The 18,295-nt window shown below is 68.5% G+C and carries 16 protein-coding genes; 7 read left to right on the top strand and 9 right to left on the bottom strand.

The window, feature by feature from the left end:
• Positions 1 to 4 precede the first annotated feature (4 nt).
• From hemW to rph, 3 genes are read right to left on the bottom strand one after another with little or no spacing between them, the layout of a single operon-like run.
• Entirely contained in the window at positions 5 to 1,201 is a 1,197-nt protein-coding gene (hemW, locus tag GGR03_RS22575) for a radical SAM family heme chaperone HemW (RefSeq protein ID WP_183211027.1), read from the bottom strand.
• Positions 1,198 to 1,842, bottom strand: a complete 645-nt coding sequence (rdgB, locus tag GGR03_RS22580) for an RdgB/HAM1 family non-canonical purine NTP pyrophosphatase (RefSeq protein WP_183211028.1) — start codon at positions 1,840 to 1,842, stop codon at positions 1,198 to 1,200. Before rdgB ends, hemW begins: the two co-directional genes overlap by 4 nt.
• Positions 1,839 to 2,564 (bottom strand): ribonuclease PH, encoded by a 726-nt coding sequence (rph, locus tag GGR03_RS22585; RefSeq protein ID WP_183211029.1) that lies wholly within the window; start codon positions 2,562 to 2,564, stop codon positions 1,839 to 1,841. The genes rdgB and rph overlap by 4 nt, the downstream gene beginning before the upstream one ends.
• Before the next feature lie 267 nt (positions 2,565 to 2,831).
• Between rph and hrcA the strand changes: the two genes are divergently transcribed.
• A complete protein-coding gene (gene hrcA, locus GGR03_RS22590) occupies positions 2,832 to 3,941 on the top strand; it encodes a heat-inducible transcriptional repressor HrcA (protein WP_183211030.1) in 1,110 nt (369 codons plus the stop codon).
• A 122-nt stretch (positions 3,942 to 4,063) separates the two neighbouring features.
• Positions 4,064 to 4,753 carry a nucleotide exchange factor GrpE gene (grpE, locus tag GGR03_RS22595; protein ID WP_183211031.1) on the top strand — a complete coding sequence of 230 codons (690 nt, stop codon included), beginning with the start codon at positions 4,064 to 4,066 and terminating at the stop codon, positions 4,751 to 4,753.
• Between the two features lie 13 nt (positions 4,754 to 4,766).
• Here grpE and folD read toward each other — a convergent pair whose 3' ends face one another.
• Both folD and GGR03_RS22605 read right to left on the bottom strand, forming a co-directional pair.
• Positions 4,767 to 5,672 (bottom strand): bifunctional methylenetetrahydrofolate dehydrogenase/methenyltetrahydrofolate cyclohydrolase FolD, encoded by a 906-nt coding sequence (gene folD / locus GGR03_RS22600; RefSeq protein ID WP_183211032.1) that lies wholly within the window; start codon positions 5,670 to 5,672, stop codon positions 4,767 to 4,769.
• Between the two features lie 105 nt (positions 5,673 to 5,777).
• Positions 5,778 to 6,485 (bottom strand): Crp/Fnr family transcriptional regulator, encoded by a 708-nt coding sequence (locus tag GGR03_RS22605; RefSeq protein WP_183211033.1) that lies wholly within the window; start codon positions 6,483 to 6,485, stop codon positions 5,778 to 5,780.
• 166 nt (positions 6,486 to 6,651) lie between these two features.
• Between GGR03_RS22605 and GGR03_RS22610 the strand changes: the two genes are divergently transcribed.
• Positions 6,652 to 7,005, top strand: a complete 354-nt coding sequence (locus GGR03_RS22610; protein WP_183211034.1) for a hypothetical protein — start codon at positions 6,652 to 6,654, stop codon at positions 7,003 to 7,005.
• A gap of 24 nt (positions 7,006 to 7,029) precedes the next feature.
• Positions 7,030 to 7,230: a DUF1127 domain-containing protein gene (locus GGR03_RS22615; RefSeq protein WP_210292248.1), complete on the top strand. Its 201-nt coding sequence runs from the start codon at positions 7,030 to 7,032 to the stop codon at positions 7,228 to 7,230.
• Between the two features lie 179 nt (positions 7,231 to 7,409).
• Here GGR03_RS22615 and GGR03_RS22620 read toward each other — a convergent pair whose 3' ends face one another.
• The 4 genes from GGR03_RS22620 to GGR03_RS22635 all read right to left on the bottom strand — a co-directional run bounded on the left by GGR03_RS22620 (position 7,410) and on the right by GGR03_RS22635 (position 10,829).
• Positions 7,410 to 7,940 carry a winged helix DNA-binding protein gene (locus GGR03_RS22620; protein ID WP_183211035.1) on the bottom strand — a complete coding sequence of 177 codons (531 nt, stop codon included), beginning with the start codon at positions 7,938 to 7,940 and terminating at the stop codon, positions 7,410 to 7,412.
• A gap of 1 nt (position 7,941) precedes the next feature.
• Positions 7,942 to 9,249, bottom strand: coding sequence for a TRAP transporter large permease (locus GGR03_RS22625; protein WP_183211036.1), 1,308 nt, complete (start codon positions 9,247 to 9,249; stop codon positions 7,942 to 7,944).
• Positions 9,249 to 9,785 (bottom strand): TRAP transporter small permease, encoded by a 537-nt coding sequence (locus GGR03_RS22630; protein ID WP_183211037.1) that lies wholly within the window; start codon positions 9,783 to 9,785, stop codon positions 9,249 to 9,251. Before GGR03_RS22630 ends, GGR03_RS22625 begins: the two co-directional genes overlap by 1 nt.
• A 72-nt stretch (positions 9,786 to 9,857) precedes the next feature.
• Positions 9,858 to 10,829: a TRAP transporter substrate-binding protein gene (locus GGR03_RS22635; RefSeq protein WP_183211038.1), complete on the bottom strand. Its 972-nt coding sequence runs from the start codon at positions 10,827 to 10,829 to the stop codon at positions 9,858 to 9,860.
• 119 nt (positions 10,830 to 10,948) lie between these two features.
• Between GGR03_RS22635 and GGR03_RS22640 the strand changes: the two genes are divergently transcribed.
• From GGR03_RS22640 to GGR03_RS22650, 3 genes are all read left to right on the top strand, one after another.
• Positions 10,949 to 14,665 (top strand): hydantoinase B/oxoprolinase family protein, encoded by a 3,717-nt coding sequence (locus tag GGR03_RS22640; RefSeq protein ID WP_183211039.1) that lies wholly within the window; start codon positions 10,949 to 10,951, stop codon positions 14,663 to 14,665.
• 454 nt (positions 14,666 to 15,119) lie between these two features.
• Entirely contained in the window at positions 15,120 to 17,036 is a 1,917-nt protein-coding gene (locus tag GGR03_RS22645; protein ID WP_425486733.1) for a methyl-accepting chemotaxis protein, read from the top strand.
• 357 nt (positions 17,037 to 17,393) lie between these two features.
• On the top strand, positions 17,394 to 18,295 hold a 902-nt coding region (locus GGR03_RS22650; protein WP_183211040.1), incomplete at its 3' end, for a cache domain-containing protein.

The raw sequence follows: 18,295 nt of genomic DNA on the forward strand, positions 1-18,295 counted from the left end.
ACCATCACGCCAGGTCGGCGACCACCGCATCCAGCACCAGCATGCCGGCGGGCGTGGCGCGCAGCCGGTCGGGGCCGATGCGCTCGACCATGCCGTGGGCGCGCAATTCGGCTTCGCTTTCCGGATCGATGTCGCGGCCGGTGAGCCGGCGCCAGCGGGCGAGGTCGATGCCTTCGGTTAGGCGCAGCCCCATCAGGAGGAGTTCGTCCGCCTGCTCGGTCTCGGTCAGCAGCTCGTCGGTGATGGCGCCGGAGTCCCAGGCCTCGACCATTTTCAGCCAGGTCTCGGGCAGCGGCTCGTTGGCGACGGCGTGGCGGCCGTCCTCGCCCATCATCCGGCCATGCGCGCCGGGGCCGATGCCGGCATAGAGGCCGTAGCGCCAATAGGTCAGGTTGTGGCGCGATTCGGCGCCCGGTACGGCGTGGTTTGAGATCTCGTAGGCGGGCAACCCGCGCGACGCCGTCAGGCTCTGCGTCGCCTCGTAGAGATCGGCCGAGAGCTCGCCGTCCGGGACGATCAGCTTGCCGGCCTTGTGCAGCGCGTGAAAGGCTGTGCCTTCCTCGATGGTCAGCTGGTAGAGCGACAGATGGTCGGCGGCGAGGTCGATCGCCTGGGTGAGTTCGGCTTCCCAGCCGGCGACGGTCTGCTCGGGCCGCGCATAGATCAGGTCGAAGGACAGGCGCGGGAAGGTGGCGCGGGCAAGCTCGATGGCGCCGAGCGCCTGCGCGACGTCGTGCAGCCGGCCGAGCCGCCTTAGGTCCCGGTCGTTCAGCGCCTGGACGCCCAGCGACACGCGGTTGACGCCCGCGGCGCGGTAGCCGCGGAAGCGTGTCGCCTCGACGCTCGACGGGTTGGCTTCCAGCGTCACCTCGGCGCCGTCGGCGACCGTCCAGCGCGCCGCAATCGCATCGAGGATCCGCCCGACCGTTGCCGGCTCCATCAGCGAGGGCGTGCCGCCGCCGAGGAAGATCGAGGTCACCGTCTCGCCGGGCGAGCGGCGCGCCGCCTCGGCGATCTCCCGCTCGAAGGCCGCGGCATAGCGATCCTGGTCGATCGGCTTCTGCCGGACATGGCTGTTGAAGTCGCAATACGGGCATTTCGCCGCGCAGAACGGCCAGTGCACATAGACGCCGAAGCCCGGATCGCGAGGGACCGGGGGAAAGGCGAGAACGCCGCCGCGCGGGGGCATGTGCAGGGTCATGTCGTCCCGAGCGCCTCGCGCGCGAATTTCTGGAACGCCCGCGCGCGGTGCGACAGCGCATCCGGCTGGCCGGGCTTCCAGGCATGCTTTTCCAGCGACATCATCTCGCCGAAGGTCCGGTCCTGTCCATCGGGCAGGAAGATCGGGTCGTAGCCGAAGCCGAGCGTGCCGCGTGGCGGCCAGACGCAGACGCCGTCCACCTCGCCGCGGAAGAAGTGCCGCTCGCCGCTGGGCAGCGCCAGGCACAGAACGGCGACGAAGGTCGCCCGTCGCTGCGCCGGTTCTGTGGCGCCGGCGGCCTGCAGCTTCTCCTCGACATTGCGCATCGCCATGGCGAAATCGCGCTCCGGCCCGCCCCAGCGCGCCGAATAGATGCCGGGATCGCCGCCGAGCGCCTCGATCGCGATGCCGGAATCGTCGGAGAGCGCCGGCAGGCCCGTCGCTTCGAGGGCGGCGAGCGCCTTGATCTCGGCATTTTCCTCGAAGGTCGTCCCGGTCTCCTCCGGATCGACGAGGCCCTTGTCCTTCGCCGACACCACGGTGAAGCCGAACGGCTCCATGAGCTCGCGGATCTCCCAGATCTTGCCGACATTGTGGCTGGCGACGAGCAGCGGGCCGTCGGCGGGGTCGAGCCGGTTCACAGTTCGCCTCCGAGCGCCTCGCGCTGCATCTCGACCAGTTCGTTGATGCCCTTGCGCGCCAGGGCGAGCAGCTTCAGGAACTCGTCCTCAGAGAACGGCGCGCCCTCGGCCGTGCCCTGGATCTCGATGATCCCGCCGGCACCGGTCATGACGAAATTCGCGTCGGTCTCGGCGGTGGAATCTTCCGGATAGTCGAGGTCGAGCACCGGCTCGCCGTTGTAAATGCCGCAGGAGATCGCCGCGACATGGCTGGTCAGCACGTCCTTGCGCTTGACCATGGCGCGCGCCTCCATCCAGGCGAGGCAGTCGGCCAGCGCCACGAAGCCACCGGTGATCGCCGCGGTGCGGGTGCCGCCATCGGCCTGGATCACGTCGCAGTCGACGGTGATCTGCCGCTCGCCCAGCGCCGGCAGGTCGACGACGGCGCGCAGCGAGCGGCCGATCAGGCGCTGGATTTCCTGGGTGCGGCCGGACTGCTTGCCGGACGCCGCCTCGCGGCGCATCCGGTCGCCGGTGGCGCGCGGCAGCATGCCGTATTCGGCGGTCACCCAGCCCTTGCCGGAATTGCGCAGCCAGCCCGGCACGCGCTCCTCGAGGCTGGCGGTGCACAGGACATGGGTGTCGCCGAACTTCACCAGGCACGAGCCTTCGGCGTGACGGGAGAAGTTCCGCTCGAGGCTGACCGGCCTCAGCTGGTCGCCGGCGCGTTTGGATGGCCGCATGATATGTCCTGACGATCGGTCGATGGTTAAGGCTTAGTTGCTTCGGGTTGTGCCGGGCTTGTATCGGCGATGCGGCGGGGGAGCAAAATAAATCCGGCGATCGTCGCGGCGCGATGTCCCTGGCGGTGCCCGGAGGGCGTCGTCGGCGCGATGACCGGCGAAACTGGAGGAAATCGATGCCGCCGCGGCGACGGTGGCAGGCTCCCCGCTTGGCGCGGGCGCCCGCGCTCCTTATAGTTGGCCCATGCGGAAGAAATTTGCGACGTGATGACCGAATTCCGCCTTCCCGTCAGTGATTTGGCAGCGGCAGGGCTGCCGCTCGACGATCGCTCGCGCGAGATCTTCCGGCTGATCGTCGAAAGCTATCTCGACATCGGCGAGCCGGTCGGCTCGCGCATGCTGTCGCGGCTGATCACCAACTCGCTGTCGCCGGCCTCCATCCGCAACGTCATGAGCGATCTGGAGGCGCTGGGGCTGATCTATTCGCCGCATGTCAGCGCCGGGCGGATGCCGACCGAACTCGGCCTGCGCTTCTTCGTCGATGCGTTCCTCGAGGTCGGCGATCTCGGCTCGTCCGAGCGCGAGGAGATCGAGGAGAAGGTGCGGCTTTCCGGGGATGGAAGGCCGTTCGAATCACTCCTGACCGAAGCGAGCCAGCTCCTCTCCGGCCTGTCGCGTGGCGCCGGCATCGTGCTGACGTCTAAATCCGATCTGCGCCTCAAGCATATCGAGTTCATCCGGCTGGAGCCGCTGAAGGCGCTGGCCGTGCTGGTCGGCGAGAACGGCGAGGTCGAGAACCGCATCTTCGACCTGCCGGCCGGCGTCACCGCCTCGCAGCTCGTCGAGGCCGCCAATTTCCTCAATGCCCATGTGGTCGGTCGCACGCTGGGCGAAGCCAGCGAGCGGATCGGGCGGCTGAAGGACGACACGGCCAACGCGCTCGACGTCCTGTCCCGGGAGCTGGTCGACCGGGGCCTCGCCGTCTGGTCCGGCGCCTCCGCCGACCAGCCGGCAAGGCTGATCGTGCGCGGCCGCGCAAACCTGCTCGAGAATGTCACGGCGTCGGAGGATCTCGACCGGCTGCGCCTCTTATTCGACGACCTGGAGACCAAGAGCGGCATCATCGAGCTGCTCGACCTTGCCGAAACCGGCAATGGCGTCCGGATCTTCATCGGCTCGGAGAACAAGCTGTTCTCGCTGTCCGGCTCGTCGCTGGTGGTGGCGCCGTACAAGGGCGGGACCGAGGCGGTGATCGGCGCCGTCGGCGTCATCGGCCCGACGCGCCTCAACTACCGGCGGATCGTGCCGATGGTCGACTACACCGCCCGCATCGTCTCGCGGCTGCTCTCCAAGGGAGCAGCGGAGCGGCAGGCTTGATTTTGCCGCCGGCCGCTTCGATATGCGGCACCGAAGACCTTTTTTGCGCCGCGGCCTGCCCGTTTTCCGAAAGGGAGCGGGTCGGCGCCGCGGCGCCCGACTGAGACGGGATTGAGGACGGAATGACGATCGAGAACGGCCAGCGCCACCAGAGCGAAACCGACGACGCGGCAGGCGAGGCCCGCCCGGGCGCCGCCGAAGACGGGCACGCGGCCAACGATGCTGCCTCCGAAACGCCTGCGCCGAGCGGCTTTGCCGATCCCGAGGCCGCGGCCGGCGCCGATGCCGAGCGGATCGCCCGGCTCGAAGCGGAGAATGCCGACGTCAAGGACCGGCTGCTGCGGCTCGCCGCCGACATGGAGAACCTACGCCGGCGGACCGAACGCGAGATCAAGGACGCGCGGACCTACGGCGTCACGGGCTTTGCCCGCGAGATGCTGTCGGTCGCCGACAATCTGCGCCGCGCCATCGAGGCGGTGCCGGCGGAAGCCAAGGCGCATGGCGACGACGGGCTGAACGCCCTGATCGACGGCGTCGAGGTCACCGAGCGCAGCCTCATCTCGGCGCTGGAGAAGCACGGCGTGAAGCGGCTCGACCCCGAGGGCCAGCGCTTCGACCCGAACTTCCACCAGGCGATGTTCGAGATCCCCAATCCCGAGGTCCCGCACAATACCGTGCTGCAGGTCGTGCAGGCCGGCTACGCCATCGGCGACCGCGTGCTGCGGCCCGCGATGGTAGGCGTTTCCAAGGGCGGGCCGAAGCAGAACGCAGGCGAAGCCAAGCCCGCCGAGGGCAACGGCCCGGCGGACTGACGCCGCGTCCGGCCTAGAGAAGCGGCGGCGCCTTGCCCGCCGCGCGGCAGGCCGAGGTGAGCGTGTTGGCCATCAGGAGCGCGATGGTCATCGGCCCGACGCCGCCCGGTACCGGGGTGATCGCCGCAGCCTTTGCGGCGGCCGACGCATAGTCGACGTCGCCGACCAGCCGCGACTTGCCCTCGCCCTTTTCCGGCGCGGGCACGCGGTTGATCCCGACATCGATCACGACCGCGCCTTCCTTCACATAGTCGCCGGTCAGCATCTCGGCCCGCCCGACGGCCGCGACGAGAATGTCGGCGTTGCGGCAGACCGCGGCGAGATCCTTCGTACGCGAATGGGCGACGGTGACCGTGGCGTTGGCGGCCAGCAACAGCTGCGCCATCGGCTTGCCGACGATGTTGGAGCGCCCGACCACGACGGCGTTGAGGCCCGACAGATCATCGCCCAGCGCCTCGCGGATGAGGATCATCGAGCCGGCCGGCGTGCAGGGAACGAAGGCCTTGTCGAGCGCGCCGGTGGCGAGCCGGCCGACATTGATCAGGTTGAACCCGTCGACGTCCTTGTCCGGATCGATCGCCTCGATGACCTTCGCCTCGTCGATCTGCTTCGGCAGCGGCAGCTGCACGAGAATGCCGTGGATCGCCGGATCGGCATTGAGATCGTGGACGACGGCGAGAAGGTCTGCCTCGCTGGTGTCGGCGCCGAGCGCGTGCTTGACCGAGTGGAAGCCGCAGTCGCGCGCCATCTTCTCCTTGGAGCCGACATAGACCTGGCTTGCCGGATCCTCGCCGACGATGACCACGGCAAGACCGGGCTGCGGCGCGCCCTCGGCAGTTAGCGCCGCCGTTGCCGCCTTCACCTTGTCGATGATACCCGCCGCAACGGCCTTGCCGTCGATCCGCCGTGCTTCGGCCATGCCTGTCACCTCTCGCCATTGCCGGTGCCGCCCGCTTCTTAGGCGAATCGGCCGGCGGGGGGAAACCGGTTTCTGCAAAGAGGTATCGGGGGCCGCCTGCGACGGCTATCGGTGGGCGTGCGCCTCGAGCCCCTGCGGATCGAGGACCAGCAGCCAGCCGTCCTTCAGGTCGATCAGGCCGTGGCGCTGCCATTCCTTGAGGCAGCGATTGACGTTCTCGCGCGAGCTGCCGATCATCCGGGCGAGTTCCCCCTGCGCCAGCGACAGCTTCACCGGCTGGACCCGCGAGCGTTCCGCCGCCTCGGCCGCGGCGCGGATCAGCGTCCGGGCGAGGCGGGCGGGCACTTCCAGGAAGGCGATCTCCGTCATCCGCTCCTCCGACCGGCGCAGCCGGGCGCACAGGAGCTCGAGAAGCCGCAGCGCGGCGTCCGGATCGTGGCGGATCAGCGCGACGACGTCCCGCCGCTCCAGCACCAGGAGCTCGCAATTGGTCAGCGCCGTGGCGGCGGCCGAGCGCTCCTTGCCGTCGAGCATCGCGACCTCGCCGAACACCTCGCCCGCCGGCAGATCCGCCAGGATGATCTCGCGGCCGCTTTCCGTCGGCGCGGTGATCCGCACGACGCCGCTGGCGATGGCCATCATGCTCTGGCCGGGCGAGCCCATCTGGAAGATCGGCTCCTTTGACGCGAAACGCTTGAAATAGGCGCGGCCCGCCAGTTCCTGGCGCGCCGCCTCGTTCAGCGATCGGAAGATCAGGCAGTCGCGCAGCAGCCGGATCTTGTCGGGCCCGGCCCGTGAATCGACGATCGTCATGGCACCCCGCTCCCTTGTTTCGCAGGCTGAACGAGCCGGTCCCGCAAGCCGATGCGCATCCTCTGTGACCGCCATCACAGGCCCGCGAGGGCGATTGTGAGACCTTGGCCTTGTGAGAGCAATGGCGCTCCGCACCGGGGCAGCCCGGCAGCCGTCGAGGTCGGTCATGGTCAAGGCAATCTGTGCCCTCGTCTTTCTCTCAGCGATTTTCGCGGCCGATGTCGCCAATGGCGGCGAGATGCAGCCGGGCAAGCCGGCCAGCATCGAGTTCGACGCCGTCCGCGGCTCGGCGGTCTACACGGCCGAAGCACAGGGCTACCGCGTCGAGGCGACACTGACCGGCCGCGGCAGCCCCGAGCCAATGCGCTTCGTGACGACGCTGGCCGACGGCCAGCGGGCGGTCATCGCCGTCCCGCGTGCCTTCGGCATGGCCTGGGCCGAAGTCGAGTTCGCCCGGGCCGGCGACGTCGTGACGATCACCGCCTCCAGCCACCAGCAACTGCAGGCATTCGCAAACTGATCCTGTCGAAGAGGAGGGACTCTCGTGAGTGACATCAGCCTGACCCGATACGGGCGCCGCGCCCCGATCAGCATCGAACCCATCCGGGCACTCGCCACGGTCTGGTTCCAGCGCCACCGCCAGCGCGCCGCGCTCGCTTGCCTGGATGACCGCCTGCTGGCCGATGTCGGCCTGTCGCGCGCCACCGCGCGGGGCGAATGCCGGAAGCCGTTCTGGCATGCGTGAGCGGCGGGAAAGTCGCGCCCGGCAGCGCCGGGCAGCCCGCAAGCAGGCGAACCGGCGGCAAGCCCTTCGCGCCCGCATCCGGATCACCGCCCGCACCCATGTGCGCCGCAGCCCGCGCGTGCGGTTGCGCCGCTACAGCGGGTGCCCGTTCCTGGTCGCCGTGCCGGTCGGGCGGGCGCTTACAGGCTTGCCGCCGTTCGTGCTGCCTGGTCGTAGTGCCCGGAGAGAACGCGCATCAATCGCGCGACGCTGGACATCGCCTCAGCCGAAACGCCGAGTTCGGCGGCGCCAGCGACAAGGATACGCTCTCGCAGGTCTCGGTAGCGGCGGCAGGCGGCTTCGCCTTCGCTGGTGACCGAGACCAGGCGCTCCTTGCCGGATTTCTCGCGGGCGACGAGGCCCTTGGCCTCCAGCTTGCGGATGGCATAGGTGGCCAGATGCGTGTCCTCGATGCCGAGGACGAGGCAGATGTCGGCGAGGCGCTTGGCCTTGCCGCGATGGGTGACGGTGTGAAGGACGAGGATTTCCGTCGCCGTCAGCCCCGGCTGGCCGGCGGCCGTCATGCAGCGCTCCATCCAGCGCTCGAAGGCGTGGCCGCAGAGGATCATGCCGAACTCGACCTCCGACAGCGCCGGCATGGCCCCGTCGGCAAGATGCGCCGAGGAGACGATCGGGCCGAACGGCGGCTCGGTTGTGTCACGCTCCGCCATGTCAGCCACCCGAGAACATCGTGCGCGGCAGGAACAGCGCGAGGTCGGGGAATAGCGCCAGCAGCACCACCATCAGCGCCAAGAGGCCGAAGAACGGTGCGGTGGCGACGGCGATCCGGAAGATGTTCTGCCCGGTCAGGCCCTGGATGACGAACAGGTTGAACCCGACCGGCGGGGTGATCTGCGCCATCTCGACCACGATCACCAGGTAGATGCCGAACCAGATCAGGTCGAACCCCGCCTCGGTGACCAGCGGCATGACGACGGAGGTGGTCAGCACCACCATCGAGATGCCGTCGAGGAAGCAGCCAAGCACCATGAAGAACAGCGTCAGCGCCGCCAGCAGCGCCAGCGGCGAGAGCTCCAGCGAGCTGATATAGGCGGCGAGTTCCCGCGGCAGGCCGGTGAAGCCCATGGCGGTCGTCACCACGGCGGCGCCGGCGAGGATGAAGGCGATCATCGCCGAGACGCGGGTCGCGGCCATCAGGCTCTCGATGAAGTTCGCCCGCGTCAGCATGCCCTGCGCCGCGGTGATGACCAGCGCCAGCACCACGCCGATCACCGCCGCCTCGGTCGGCGAGGCGATGCCGCCATAGATCGAGCCGATGACGCCGGCGATGAGCAGGATGGTCGGCAGGATGCGGCGGAACGAGCGGAAGGCGCTCTCCGGCGCGATGACGTCGGCTTCCGGCGGCATCAGCGACGGCTTGAGCGTCGCGACCAGCGCTACGTAGCCCATGAACAGCAGCGCCAGCACGATGCCCGGCACGACCCCGGCGATGAACAGCCGGGCGATCGACTGCTCCACCGCCGCGCCATAGACGATCAGGATGATCGACGGCGGGATCAGGAGGCCGAGCGTGCCGGCGCCGGCGAGCGAGCCGATGGCGATCCTGTCGTCGTAGCCGCGCTGCTTAAGTTCCGGCAGCGAGATCTTGCCGATCGTCTGGGTGGTCGCGGCGGAGGAGCCGGAGATCGCCGCGAAGATGGCGCAGCCGACGACGTTGACGTGGACGAGACGGCCGGGCAGCCGGCGCATCAAAGGCGAGAGGCCGGCGAAGAGGTCCTCCGACAGCTTGGAGCGGAACAGGATCTCGCCCATCCAGATGAACATCGGCAGCGCCGTCAGGTCCCATGACGTCGAGGCCGACCAGAAGGAGGTGGCGAGGATCTGCGCATCCGGCAGAGCCGGGCGGGTCAAGAGCGCCGCGAGCGCGGTCAGCGTCAAAGCGAGGGCGACCCAGAGGCCGGAGGCAAGCGCCGTGAACAGGACGGCGAGGACGATCAGCGAGACCTCGAACATGCCCATCAGACGCCGCCCCCGCTGCCGGCGATGCGGTCGCGCCCGGTGAAGGCCAGCACCGCCTCGTCGACCAATGCGATGGTAAGGATCACCAGGCCCAGCGCGAGGGTCGCCTGCGGCAAAGCGAGCGGCACGGCGACCATGCCGTAGGAGACGTCGTCGAAGGAATAGCTCTTCAGCGCGAGCGCGCCGGTGGCATAGGCGCCGAAGCCGGCGACGGCCGCGCCGACCAGCGCCACGACGCCGTCGACGCCCTGGCGCAGCCCGGCAGGCAGCCGCGCGGTGACGAGGTCGACGCGGATATGGACGTTCTTCGCCAGCGTGTCGGCGAGCGCCAGGAAGGTCGCGCCAGCCAGCAGGAAGCCGGCGATCTCGGCCAGCGACGGCACCACGAAGCGGGTCGGCGTCAGGCCGGCCGCGACCAGCAGCACGTCGAGCGTGCGGGCGCCGACCTGCGCGGCGACCAGCAGCAATATGGCAAGGAGGCACAGCGCCGCGACGCCCGCGGCGGCGCTGTAGAGCGTATCCAGAACTCGGCGCATCGGCGCTCCCGTGGGCGATCGGCGGGCAATGAAACGGCCGGGCGCATCGCTGTGCCCGGCCGCCGGTCGGTCTTACTGCTGGTAGGCTTCGACCAGAGCGGCGCCGTCTTCGCCGGCGCTGGTCTTCCAGCTTTCGGTCAGCGTCACGCCGATCTCCTGGAAGCCGCTGGTCAGGGCTTCGGACGGCTCGGCGACGGTGATGCCGTTTTCGGCGAGCAGCGCCGTGGTGCGCTTGGTCTCTTCCTCGGACGCCGCCCAGCCGCGCGTCTCGGCCTCGGCCGCCGCTTCGGTGATCGCGGTCTGCGCTTCGGCCGAAAGCGCGTCGAACGCGGCCTGGTTGACGATCACCATGTTGCGCGGAAGCCAGGCGTTCAGCGGGTAGTAGTAGGAGAGGAAGTCCCAGGCCTGCGAATCGACGCCCGTCGACGGCGAGGTCATCATCGCGGCGACGCGGCCGGTGGAGAAGGCGGTGGCGATGTCCGAAGCCTCGATCTGCGTCGGCACCATGCCAGCGGCATTGGCGATCGCCTCGGTGGAGGTGTTGTAGGCGCGGAAGCTGCGGCCGGAGAGCGCCTCGACCGAATCGACCGAATCCTTGGTGTAGAGGCCCTGCGGCGGCCAGGGCACGGAGAACAAGAGCTTCAGCCCCTCGGCGGCGAGCACCTTTTCCATCAGCGGCTTCTGGACGTCGTAGAGCTTGCGGGCGTCCTCGTAGCTGGTGGCGAGGAACGGCACGGAATCAGCGCCGAAGATGGCGTTCTCGTTCTCCAGCCGGGAGACCAGCAATTCGCCGATCGGCACGATGCCGTCGCGCACCGAGCTCTTGATGTCGGGATGCTTGATCAGCGACTGGTTGTAGTGCGGCGTGATGGCGACGGCGTCGCCGGCCGCCTCGTTAACCTCGGCGACGAAAGTCGCGATGTTCTTCTCGTGGAAATTGCCTTCCGGGTAGGGGGTCGGCATGTCCCAGGCGGTCTGGGCGAGGGCGATGCCCGGCAGGGCCGTGGCGACGGTGGCGAGCAGGAACGTGCGCAGATGCTTCATGGCGGTCTCCCCTGGGAATGATGGGCAAGATTTCCACGAAAATTGCCACCGGTCAAACACGCTGATAATCTGTCGGTATATTATCGATAACAGCTCAAAATAGTGGCGGAGTGCCGAACATGCAGGCAGTGGCGGACGGCAAGTGGGACTTCTGGGTCGATCGTGGCGGCACCTTCACCGACGTCATTGGCCGGGCCCCTGATGGATCGTTGACGCCGAAGAAGCTGCTGTCGGAAAACCCCGGCGTCTACGACGACGCGGCGCTCGAGGGCATTCGCGATCTGCTGGGCCTGGCGCCCGGCGCCGCGATCCCGCCCGGCCGCATCGGCACGGTGCGCATGGGCACCACCGTCGCCACCAACGCCCTCTTGGAGCGCAAGGGCGACCGCACGCTGCTGCTGATCACGCGCGGCTTCCGCGATGCGCTGAAGATCGCCTACCAGGCCCGGCCGGACATCTTCGCCAAGGAGATCATCCTGCCCGAACAGCTCTACGAGCGTGTGGACGAGATCGCCGAGCGGGTGCTCGCCGACGGCACGGTCGAGGCGGAACTCGACGAGGCCGGTACGCGCGACGCGCTCGCCGCCGCCAAGGCGGATGGCATCGACGCCGTCGCCATCGTCTTCATGCATTCCTGGCACTTCCCGACGCACGAGCAGCGGGCCCGCCAGCTCGCCGAGGAAGCCGGCTTTTCGCAGATCTCGGTCAGCCACGAGGTCTCGCCGCTGGTCAAGATCGTCGGCCGGGGCGACACGACGGTGGTCGACGCGTATCTGACGCCGATCCTTTCCCGCTACGTCCGCAAGGTGTCGGGCGCGCTCGGCGCCGATGCCGGGGACGCGGCGGCCCCGTCGCTGCAGTTCATGATGTCGTCGGGGGGCCTCACCGCCGCCGATCTCTTCCAGGGCAAGGACGCGATCCTTTCCGGCCCCGCCGGCGGCGTCGTCGGCATGGCCGAGACGGCCAAGCTCGCCGGCGAGGAAAAGGTCATCGGCTTCGACATGGGCGGCACCTCCACCGACGTCACCCATTACGCCGGCACCTACGAGCGCGCGCTGGATTCGGAAGTCGCGGGCGTGCGCATCCGCGCCCCGATGATGCGGATCCATACGGTGGCGGCCGGCGGCGGCTCGATCCTGCATCTCGACCAGGGCCGGTTCCAGGTCGGGCCGGATTCCGCCGGCGCCAACCCGGGCCCGGCCTCCTACGGCAGAGGCGGGCCGCTCACCGTCACCGACGCCAATGTCATGGTCGGCAAGCTGAAGCCGGAGCTGTTCCCGGCGGTGTTCGGGCCGAAGCAGGACCAGCGGCTCGACGCCGGCGTCGTGCGCGAAAAGTTCGCGGCGCTAGCCGCCGGCATCGGCGAGGGCCGCGATCCGCGCGCCGTGGCGGAAGGGTTCCTGACCATCGCCGTCGAGAACATGGCCAACGCCATCAAGAAGATTTCGGTGCAGCGCGGCTACGACGTCTCGGGCTATCTGCTCAACTCCTTCGGCGGCGCCGGCGGCCAGCACGCCTGCCTTGTCGCCGACGCGCTTTCCATGGAGCGGGTGCTGATCCATCCGATGTCGGGGCTGCTCTCGGCCTACGGCATCGGCCTGTCCTCGCTGTTCGCGACCAAGAACCAGGCGCTGGTGGCGCCGCTGGCCGAGGACACGAAGGCCGAGATCGAGGCGCTCGCCGAACGCCTGGCGGCTGCCGTCGAGGCGGAGCTGGCCGGCCAGGGCGTTTCGGGCGGCCGTATCGACCGCACGGTGCTCTTGCAGCTGCGCTACGATGGGACCGACACGACGCTGCCGGTGCCCTACGCGGGCGACCTCGCGGCGGCGCGCAGCGGCTTCGAGGTCGCGCACCGGGCGCAGTTCGGCTTCATCTACGAGAATCGGCCGATCGTCGTCGAGAACGTCACGGTCGAGGCGGCCGAGCGCCGCGACGCGGCCGAGACGGGCACCACGGTCGAGGCCGCGAGCTACCGCCCGGAGCCCGGGGAGACCAGCCGCATCTACACCGGCGGCGCCGAGCACGCGGCGGCGATCTTCCGCCGCGAGGCGCTGCGGCCGGGCGCGCGCATCGCCGGCCCGGCGCTGATCGTCGAGGCCAACCAGACCATCGTCGTCGAGCCCGGCTGGGCCGCCGAGTTGACGGCGCGCGATGACTTCCTGCTGTCGCGCACCGAGCGCAAGCCGCGCCACGCTGCGCTCGGCACCGCGAAAGCGGGGACCGGGGGCGAGGCCGACGAAGGCGCCGATCCGGTGCTGCTCGAAGTGTTCAACAACCTCTTCATGTCGATCGCCGAGCAGATGGGCGTGACGCTGCAGAACACCGCCTCCTCCGTCAACATCAAGGAGCGGCTCGACTTCTCCTGCGCGGTCTTCGACGCCACCGGCGCGCTGGTCGCCAACGCGCCGCACATGCCGGTGCATCTGGGCTCCATGGATCGCTCGGTGGAGACGATCATCACGCTCAACGAGGGCAGGATCCGGCCGGGCGACGTCTTCGCGCTGAACGCGCCGTACAATGGCGGCACACATCTGCCGGACATCACGGTGGTGACCCCGGTCTTCGACGAGGCCAGGCAAGAGGCGTCGAGTGCCGAAGGCACGAGGGGGACGAAAGAAGAACCGAAGATCCTGTTCTACGTCGCCTCGCGCGGCCACCACGCCGATGTCGGCGGCATCGCGCCCGGATCGATGACGCCGCGGGCAACGCGCGTCGACGAGGAGGGCGTCTTGATCGACAATCTGCGGCTGGTCGATGGCGGCGTGTTCCAGGAGGACGAGCTCCGCCACGTGCTGACCGACCACCAGTATCCGGCGCGCAATCCCGATCAGAACATCGCCGACCTCAAGGCGCAGATCGCCGCCAACGAGAAGGGCGTCGCCGAACTGCGCCGCATGGTCGAGACCTTCGGGCTCGAAACGGTCGACGCCTACATGGCCTATGTCCAGGACAATGCCGCGGAGGCGGTCCGCCAGCTCATCGATGGGCTGGAGGATTGCGAATGCGACTACCCGACCGACAGCGGCCAGGTGATCAGGGTGAAGATCACCGTCGATCGGGCCGCCCGCGAGGCGACGGTGGACTTCACCGGCACCTCGCCGTCGATGGGCAACAATTTCAACGCCCCCGAGCCGGTGACGCGGGCGGCGGTGCTCTACGTCTTCCGGGTCATGGTGGAAAAGCCGATCCCGATGAATGCCGGCTGCCTGCGGCCGGTCCGGATCGTCGTGCCGGAGGGCTCGATGCTGAAGCCGCGCTATCCGGCGGCGGTCGTGGCCGGCAATGTCGAGACCTCGCAGCACGTCACCAACGCGCTGTTCCAGGCGCTCGGCGCGCTGGCGAACTCGGAAGGGACGATGAACAACCTCACCTTCGGCGACGCGCGCTACCAGTATTACGAGACGATCTGCTCGGGCTCGCCCGCCGGCCGCATGAACGACGGGCGGTCCTTCGCGGGAACGTCCGGCGTCCACGTCCACATGACCAATTCGCGGCTCACCGATCCCGAAATCCTCGAGATGCGCTATCCGGTGGTGCTGGAGGACTTCCACATCAGGACAGGCTCCGGCGGCGACGGCGAGCAGCGCGGCGGCGACGGGACCAAGCGCACCATCCGCTTCCTGCAGCAGATGGACTGCGCCATCCTCTCCTCGCACCGGACGCTGCCGCCCAAGGGCATCGCCGACGGCGGCGACGGCGAGATGGGCCGCACCGAGGTGCGTCGCCTCGACGGAAGGTTGGAGCGCCTGGAGGGCTGCGACCAGACCGTGCTGGAGGCCGGCGAGGCGGTGATCGTCACGACGCCGACGCCCGGCGGCTACGGGCCATCCGCTTGAGGCGCAGCGCCGGGGCCTGAACGCACGCGCGTTCCGGCGCATCTGCCCGGGCCGCGGCACGCTGCCCGGGAGGCCGCGACCGTCCGAGGGCCTCGGCAGATGCGCCCGCCGGTCACCTCGAGGCCCAAAAGCCGGCAAGCGATCGGACCAACCTGAGCAATCCGGTCTGTCATCCCGTCCATCCGTGATCCCGTTGATCTGACCGGCAGCCGGTCGAGCTCCCGTCGCTGCCGGTTTCAGCTCGCCGGCGGCGATTGCCGTAGCCCCGGCAGTTCGCCACGCTCGGGCGGTGACAGGGCGGCACCCGTCTCAGGGGCCAGCAAGCAAATCTTTACGCAATCGCGCAAAGTTGATTGTCGCGAGACGATGTGACGCGGGTGTCGCGAGGCGTCGCGCATCGTCGATCTTTGCTTCCGTCGCCCCGCGCGCACCGATCTCGAAAGCGAGAATTCCCGTGGTCCTCAAGTCCTCATTGTCCGTCAAGGTCTCCGCCATGGTGGTGGCTTCCCTGGGAATCCTCACCCTGCTGTTCGCGATCGCCGGCTCCGTCATCCTGTCGAGCGACGGTGCGGAACGCGCCGCCGAGCGGCAGGAGGTGAACATGCGTGTCGCATGGGATGCGCTGGGCCGGTACGGCAGCGATTTCCGCCGTGAGGGCGACGGCCTCTATGTCGGTTCCCAGAGGTTGAACGGCCTCGTCCAGCCGGTCGACCGGATCAAGGAACTGGTCGGCGGCACGGCGACGGTCTTCATGGGCGATACGCGGATAACGACCAACGTGATGAAGCCCGACGGCAGCCGCGCTGTCGGCACCACGCTGGCCCCCGGCCCGGTCTACGACGCGGTGCTGCGCGACGGCGTGCCCTTCCGGGGCGAGGCCGACATTCTCGGGACGGCATTCTTCACCGCCTATGATCCCATCAAGAATGCAGGCGGCGAGACGATCGGCGTCCTGTATGTCGGCGTGCCGAAGAGCGAGTTCCTGTCCTCGATCGACAGCCTGCAGTATCGCCTCGGCCTGATTTCCCTGCTGGCGGCGCTTGCCATTGGGCTGGGGGCTCTCTGGCTGTCGCGCCGCATGTTCCTGCCGCTTTCCGCATTGTGCAGGACGATCGGGGATGTCGCGGAAGGCAAGACCGACGGGGAGGTCGTCGGGCTCAAGCGCCAGGACGAGATCGGCCAGATGGCGCGGTCCGTGGAGGCCCTCCGGCATGCGGTGATCGAACAGCAGCACCTGCGGCAGCAGGCCGCCGCATCGCGCGAGGCGAAGGAACTCGAGCGGATCGAGCAGGAGAAGATCGGGGAAGGCTACGTCAAGGCGCACGAGTTCTTCATGGCCGAGGTCACCGAGGGCTTCCAGCGGCTTGCGAATGGCGACCTGACGGCGCGGCTCGATCGATCCTTCACGTCCGACTACGAAGGCGTGCGGACCTTGTTCAACGACAGCGTCGCGAAACTCGAGGCGGCCTTCGCCAGTGTCGTCGAGACGATCGGCTCGATCCGGACGGGTCTATCGGAAATCAACACGGCATCGAACGACCTGGCGCATCGCACCGAGCAGCAGGCGGCCTCGCTCGAGGAGACGGTGGCGGCGCTGGGCGAGGTGACGCAGGCGGTGAACGAGACGGCCGACGGCGCCGGCAAGGCGCAGACGGTGGCAAGCGGCGCCCGGCAGAAGGCGGAGAAGGGCGGCGAGGTCGTGTCGCGGGCGGTCGAGGCGATGAGCCAGATCGAGCGGTCCTCGGCGCAGATCAACCAGATCATCGGGGTGATCGACGAGATCGCCTTCCAGACCAACCTCCTGGCGCTGAATGCCGGGGTCGAGGCGGCGCGGGCGGGCGATGCCGGCCGCGGCTTTGCGGTGGTGGCGCAGGAAGTGCGGGGCCTTGCCCAGCGCTCGGCGGAGGCGGCCAAGGAGATCAAGACGCTGATCGCCACCTCGCGCGAGCAGGTGGAGACCGGGGTGGAGCTGGTGACGGCGTCGGGCCGTTCGCTGGAGGAGATCGTCACCGAGGTGAGCTCGATGGCCGAGCTGATCTCTTCGATCGCGTCCTCGGCCCGCGAGCAGGCGACGAGCCTGCGCGAGGTGTCGGGCGCGGCGGACCAGATGGACAAGGTGACCCAGCAGAACGCGGCGATGGTGGAACAGGCGACGGCGGCGAGCCAGACGCTGACCAACGAGACCGAGGAGCTCGCCGCGGCGATGGCGAAGTTCAGGACCTCGGCGAGCCCGGCCGGCCGCCTCGCGCCGGCGAACGTCTCGCGGGTCCAGCGCATGGCGTCCCGCACGACGACGCAGATGAAGACCACCGGCCGCGGCGGGGCAGCGCCTGCCGCCCATGCCGACAGCGAAAGCTGGGAGGAGTTCTGACCGGCGCTGCGCCGGGAAGCCCCGCCCTCTTCTTCAGGACTGTCGATCATCTGCAACCGGCCGAGGCCTCTCGGCCGGTTGCTGCCGTCTTGCGCCTGCGGGAGACAGACGGCGGTCCCGGCAAACGGCGACGGCATCGCGAATCGGCGCAAGCGGCGCTTCCCGGTTCGTCGTCGCGGAGGCGCGTCGGTGGCGAACGGCTTCCCGTAATGACCGGCATTCACGTCACGGCAGGTATGTTCTCGCCAAAGTTCTGAAGACAACGCCAAATGAACTACGCGTAAACCGATTATTCTCGATTCCCCGCCAGAAGATCAGTCGCATCTCAAATGGCCTGATGGCCGCAGCGGGTACGTCATGAATTTCTCCATCAGTCGAAAACTCTCCACCCTCATCGCCGTTGCCGCCCTGGCCAGTATCGCCGCGATGACCCTCCAGCTTTACTCGCTGCATCAGACGATCTGGAAGGATCGGCAGGATCTGATCATCTCGCAGGTCGAGAGTGCCATCTCGATGCTCGGCGGCTTCCAGGCGAAGGTCGAAGCGGGCGAGATGACGCTGCAGCAAGCGCAGGATCGCGCCCGCGAGGCGGCATTGCCGATCCGCTTCGGCGAGAACGACTATCTCTTCATGATGCGCTCGGACGGGATCCGCGTGATGCATCCCGATCCCAATCTTCAGGGCACCGATGCCTTCGCGTCGAAGGACGTGAAGGGCGTCTATTACAATCGCGAAATGGTCCAGAACGCCCAGAACGGCGGCGGCTTCACCACCTATTACCGGGCGCGCCTGCAGGGTTCGGACGATATCTCCCCGAAGCTTTCCTACGCGAAGCTGTTCGCTCCCTGGGACTGGACGGTTGCTACCGGTCTTTATGTCGACGACCTGAACGCCCAGTTCATGGGCGAGGTCTACAAGGCGCTTCTCTGGTTCGGCCTGCTGTTCGCCATGCTGATCGCCTGCGCCATTCCCCTGGCGCGGTCGATCTCGCAGCCGATCAACAAGATGACGGACGCCATGCAGCGCCTGGCGTCGGGCGACAAGTCCGTCGAGATTCCGGCGGTCGGCCGCCGCGACGAGATCGGCGAGATGGCCGGCGCGGTCGAGGCGTTCAAGCAGGCCGCCATCGAGCGCGACGAACTGGCCAGTGCTGCCGAGCGAACGCGCATCGACCAGGAAGAGGCCAAGCGCCGGCAGGCGGCGCTGGAACACGCCAAGGCCGAGGATCTGCGGGCGTTCGTCGGTGTCATCGAGGTCGG

This window comes from Aurantimonas endophytica (assembly GCF_014196845.1).
Taxonomy (GTDB): domain Bacteria; phylum Pseudomonadota; class Alphaproteobacteria; order Rhizobiales; family Rhizobiaceae; genus Aurantimonas; species Aurantimonas endophytica.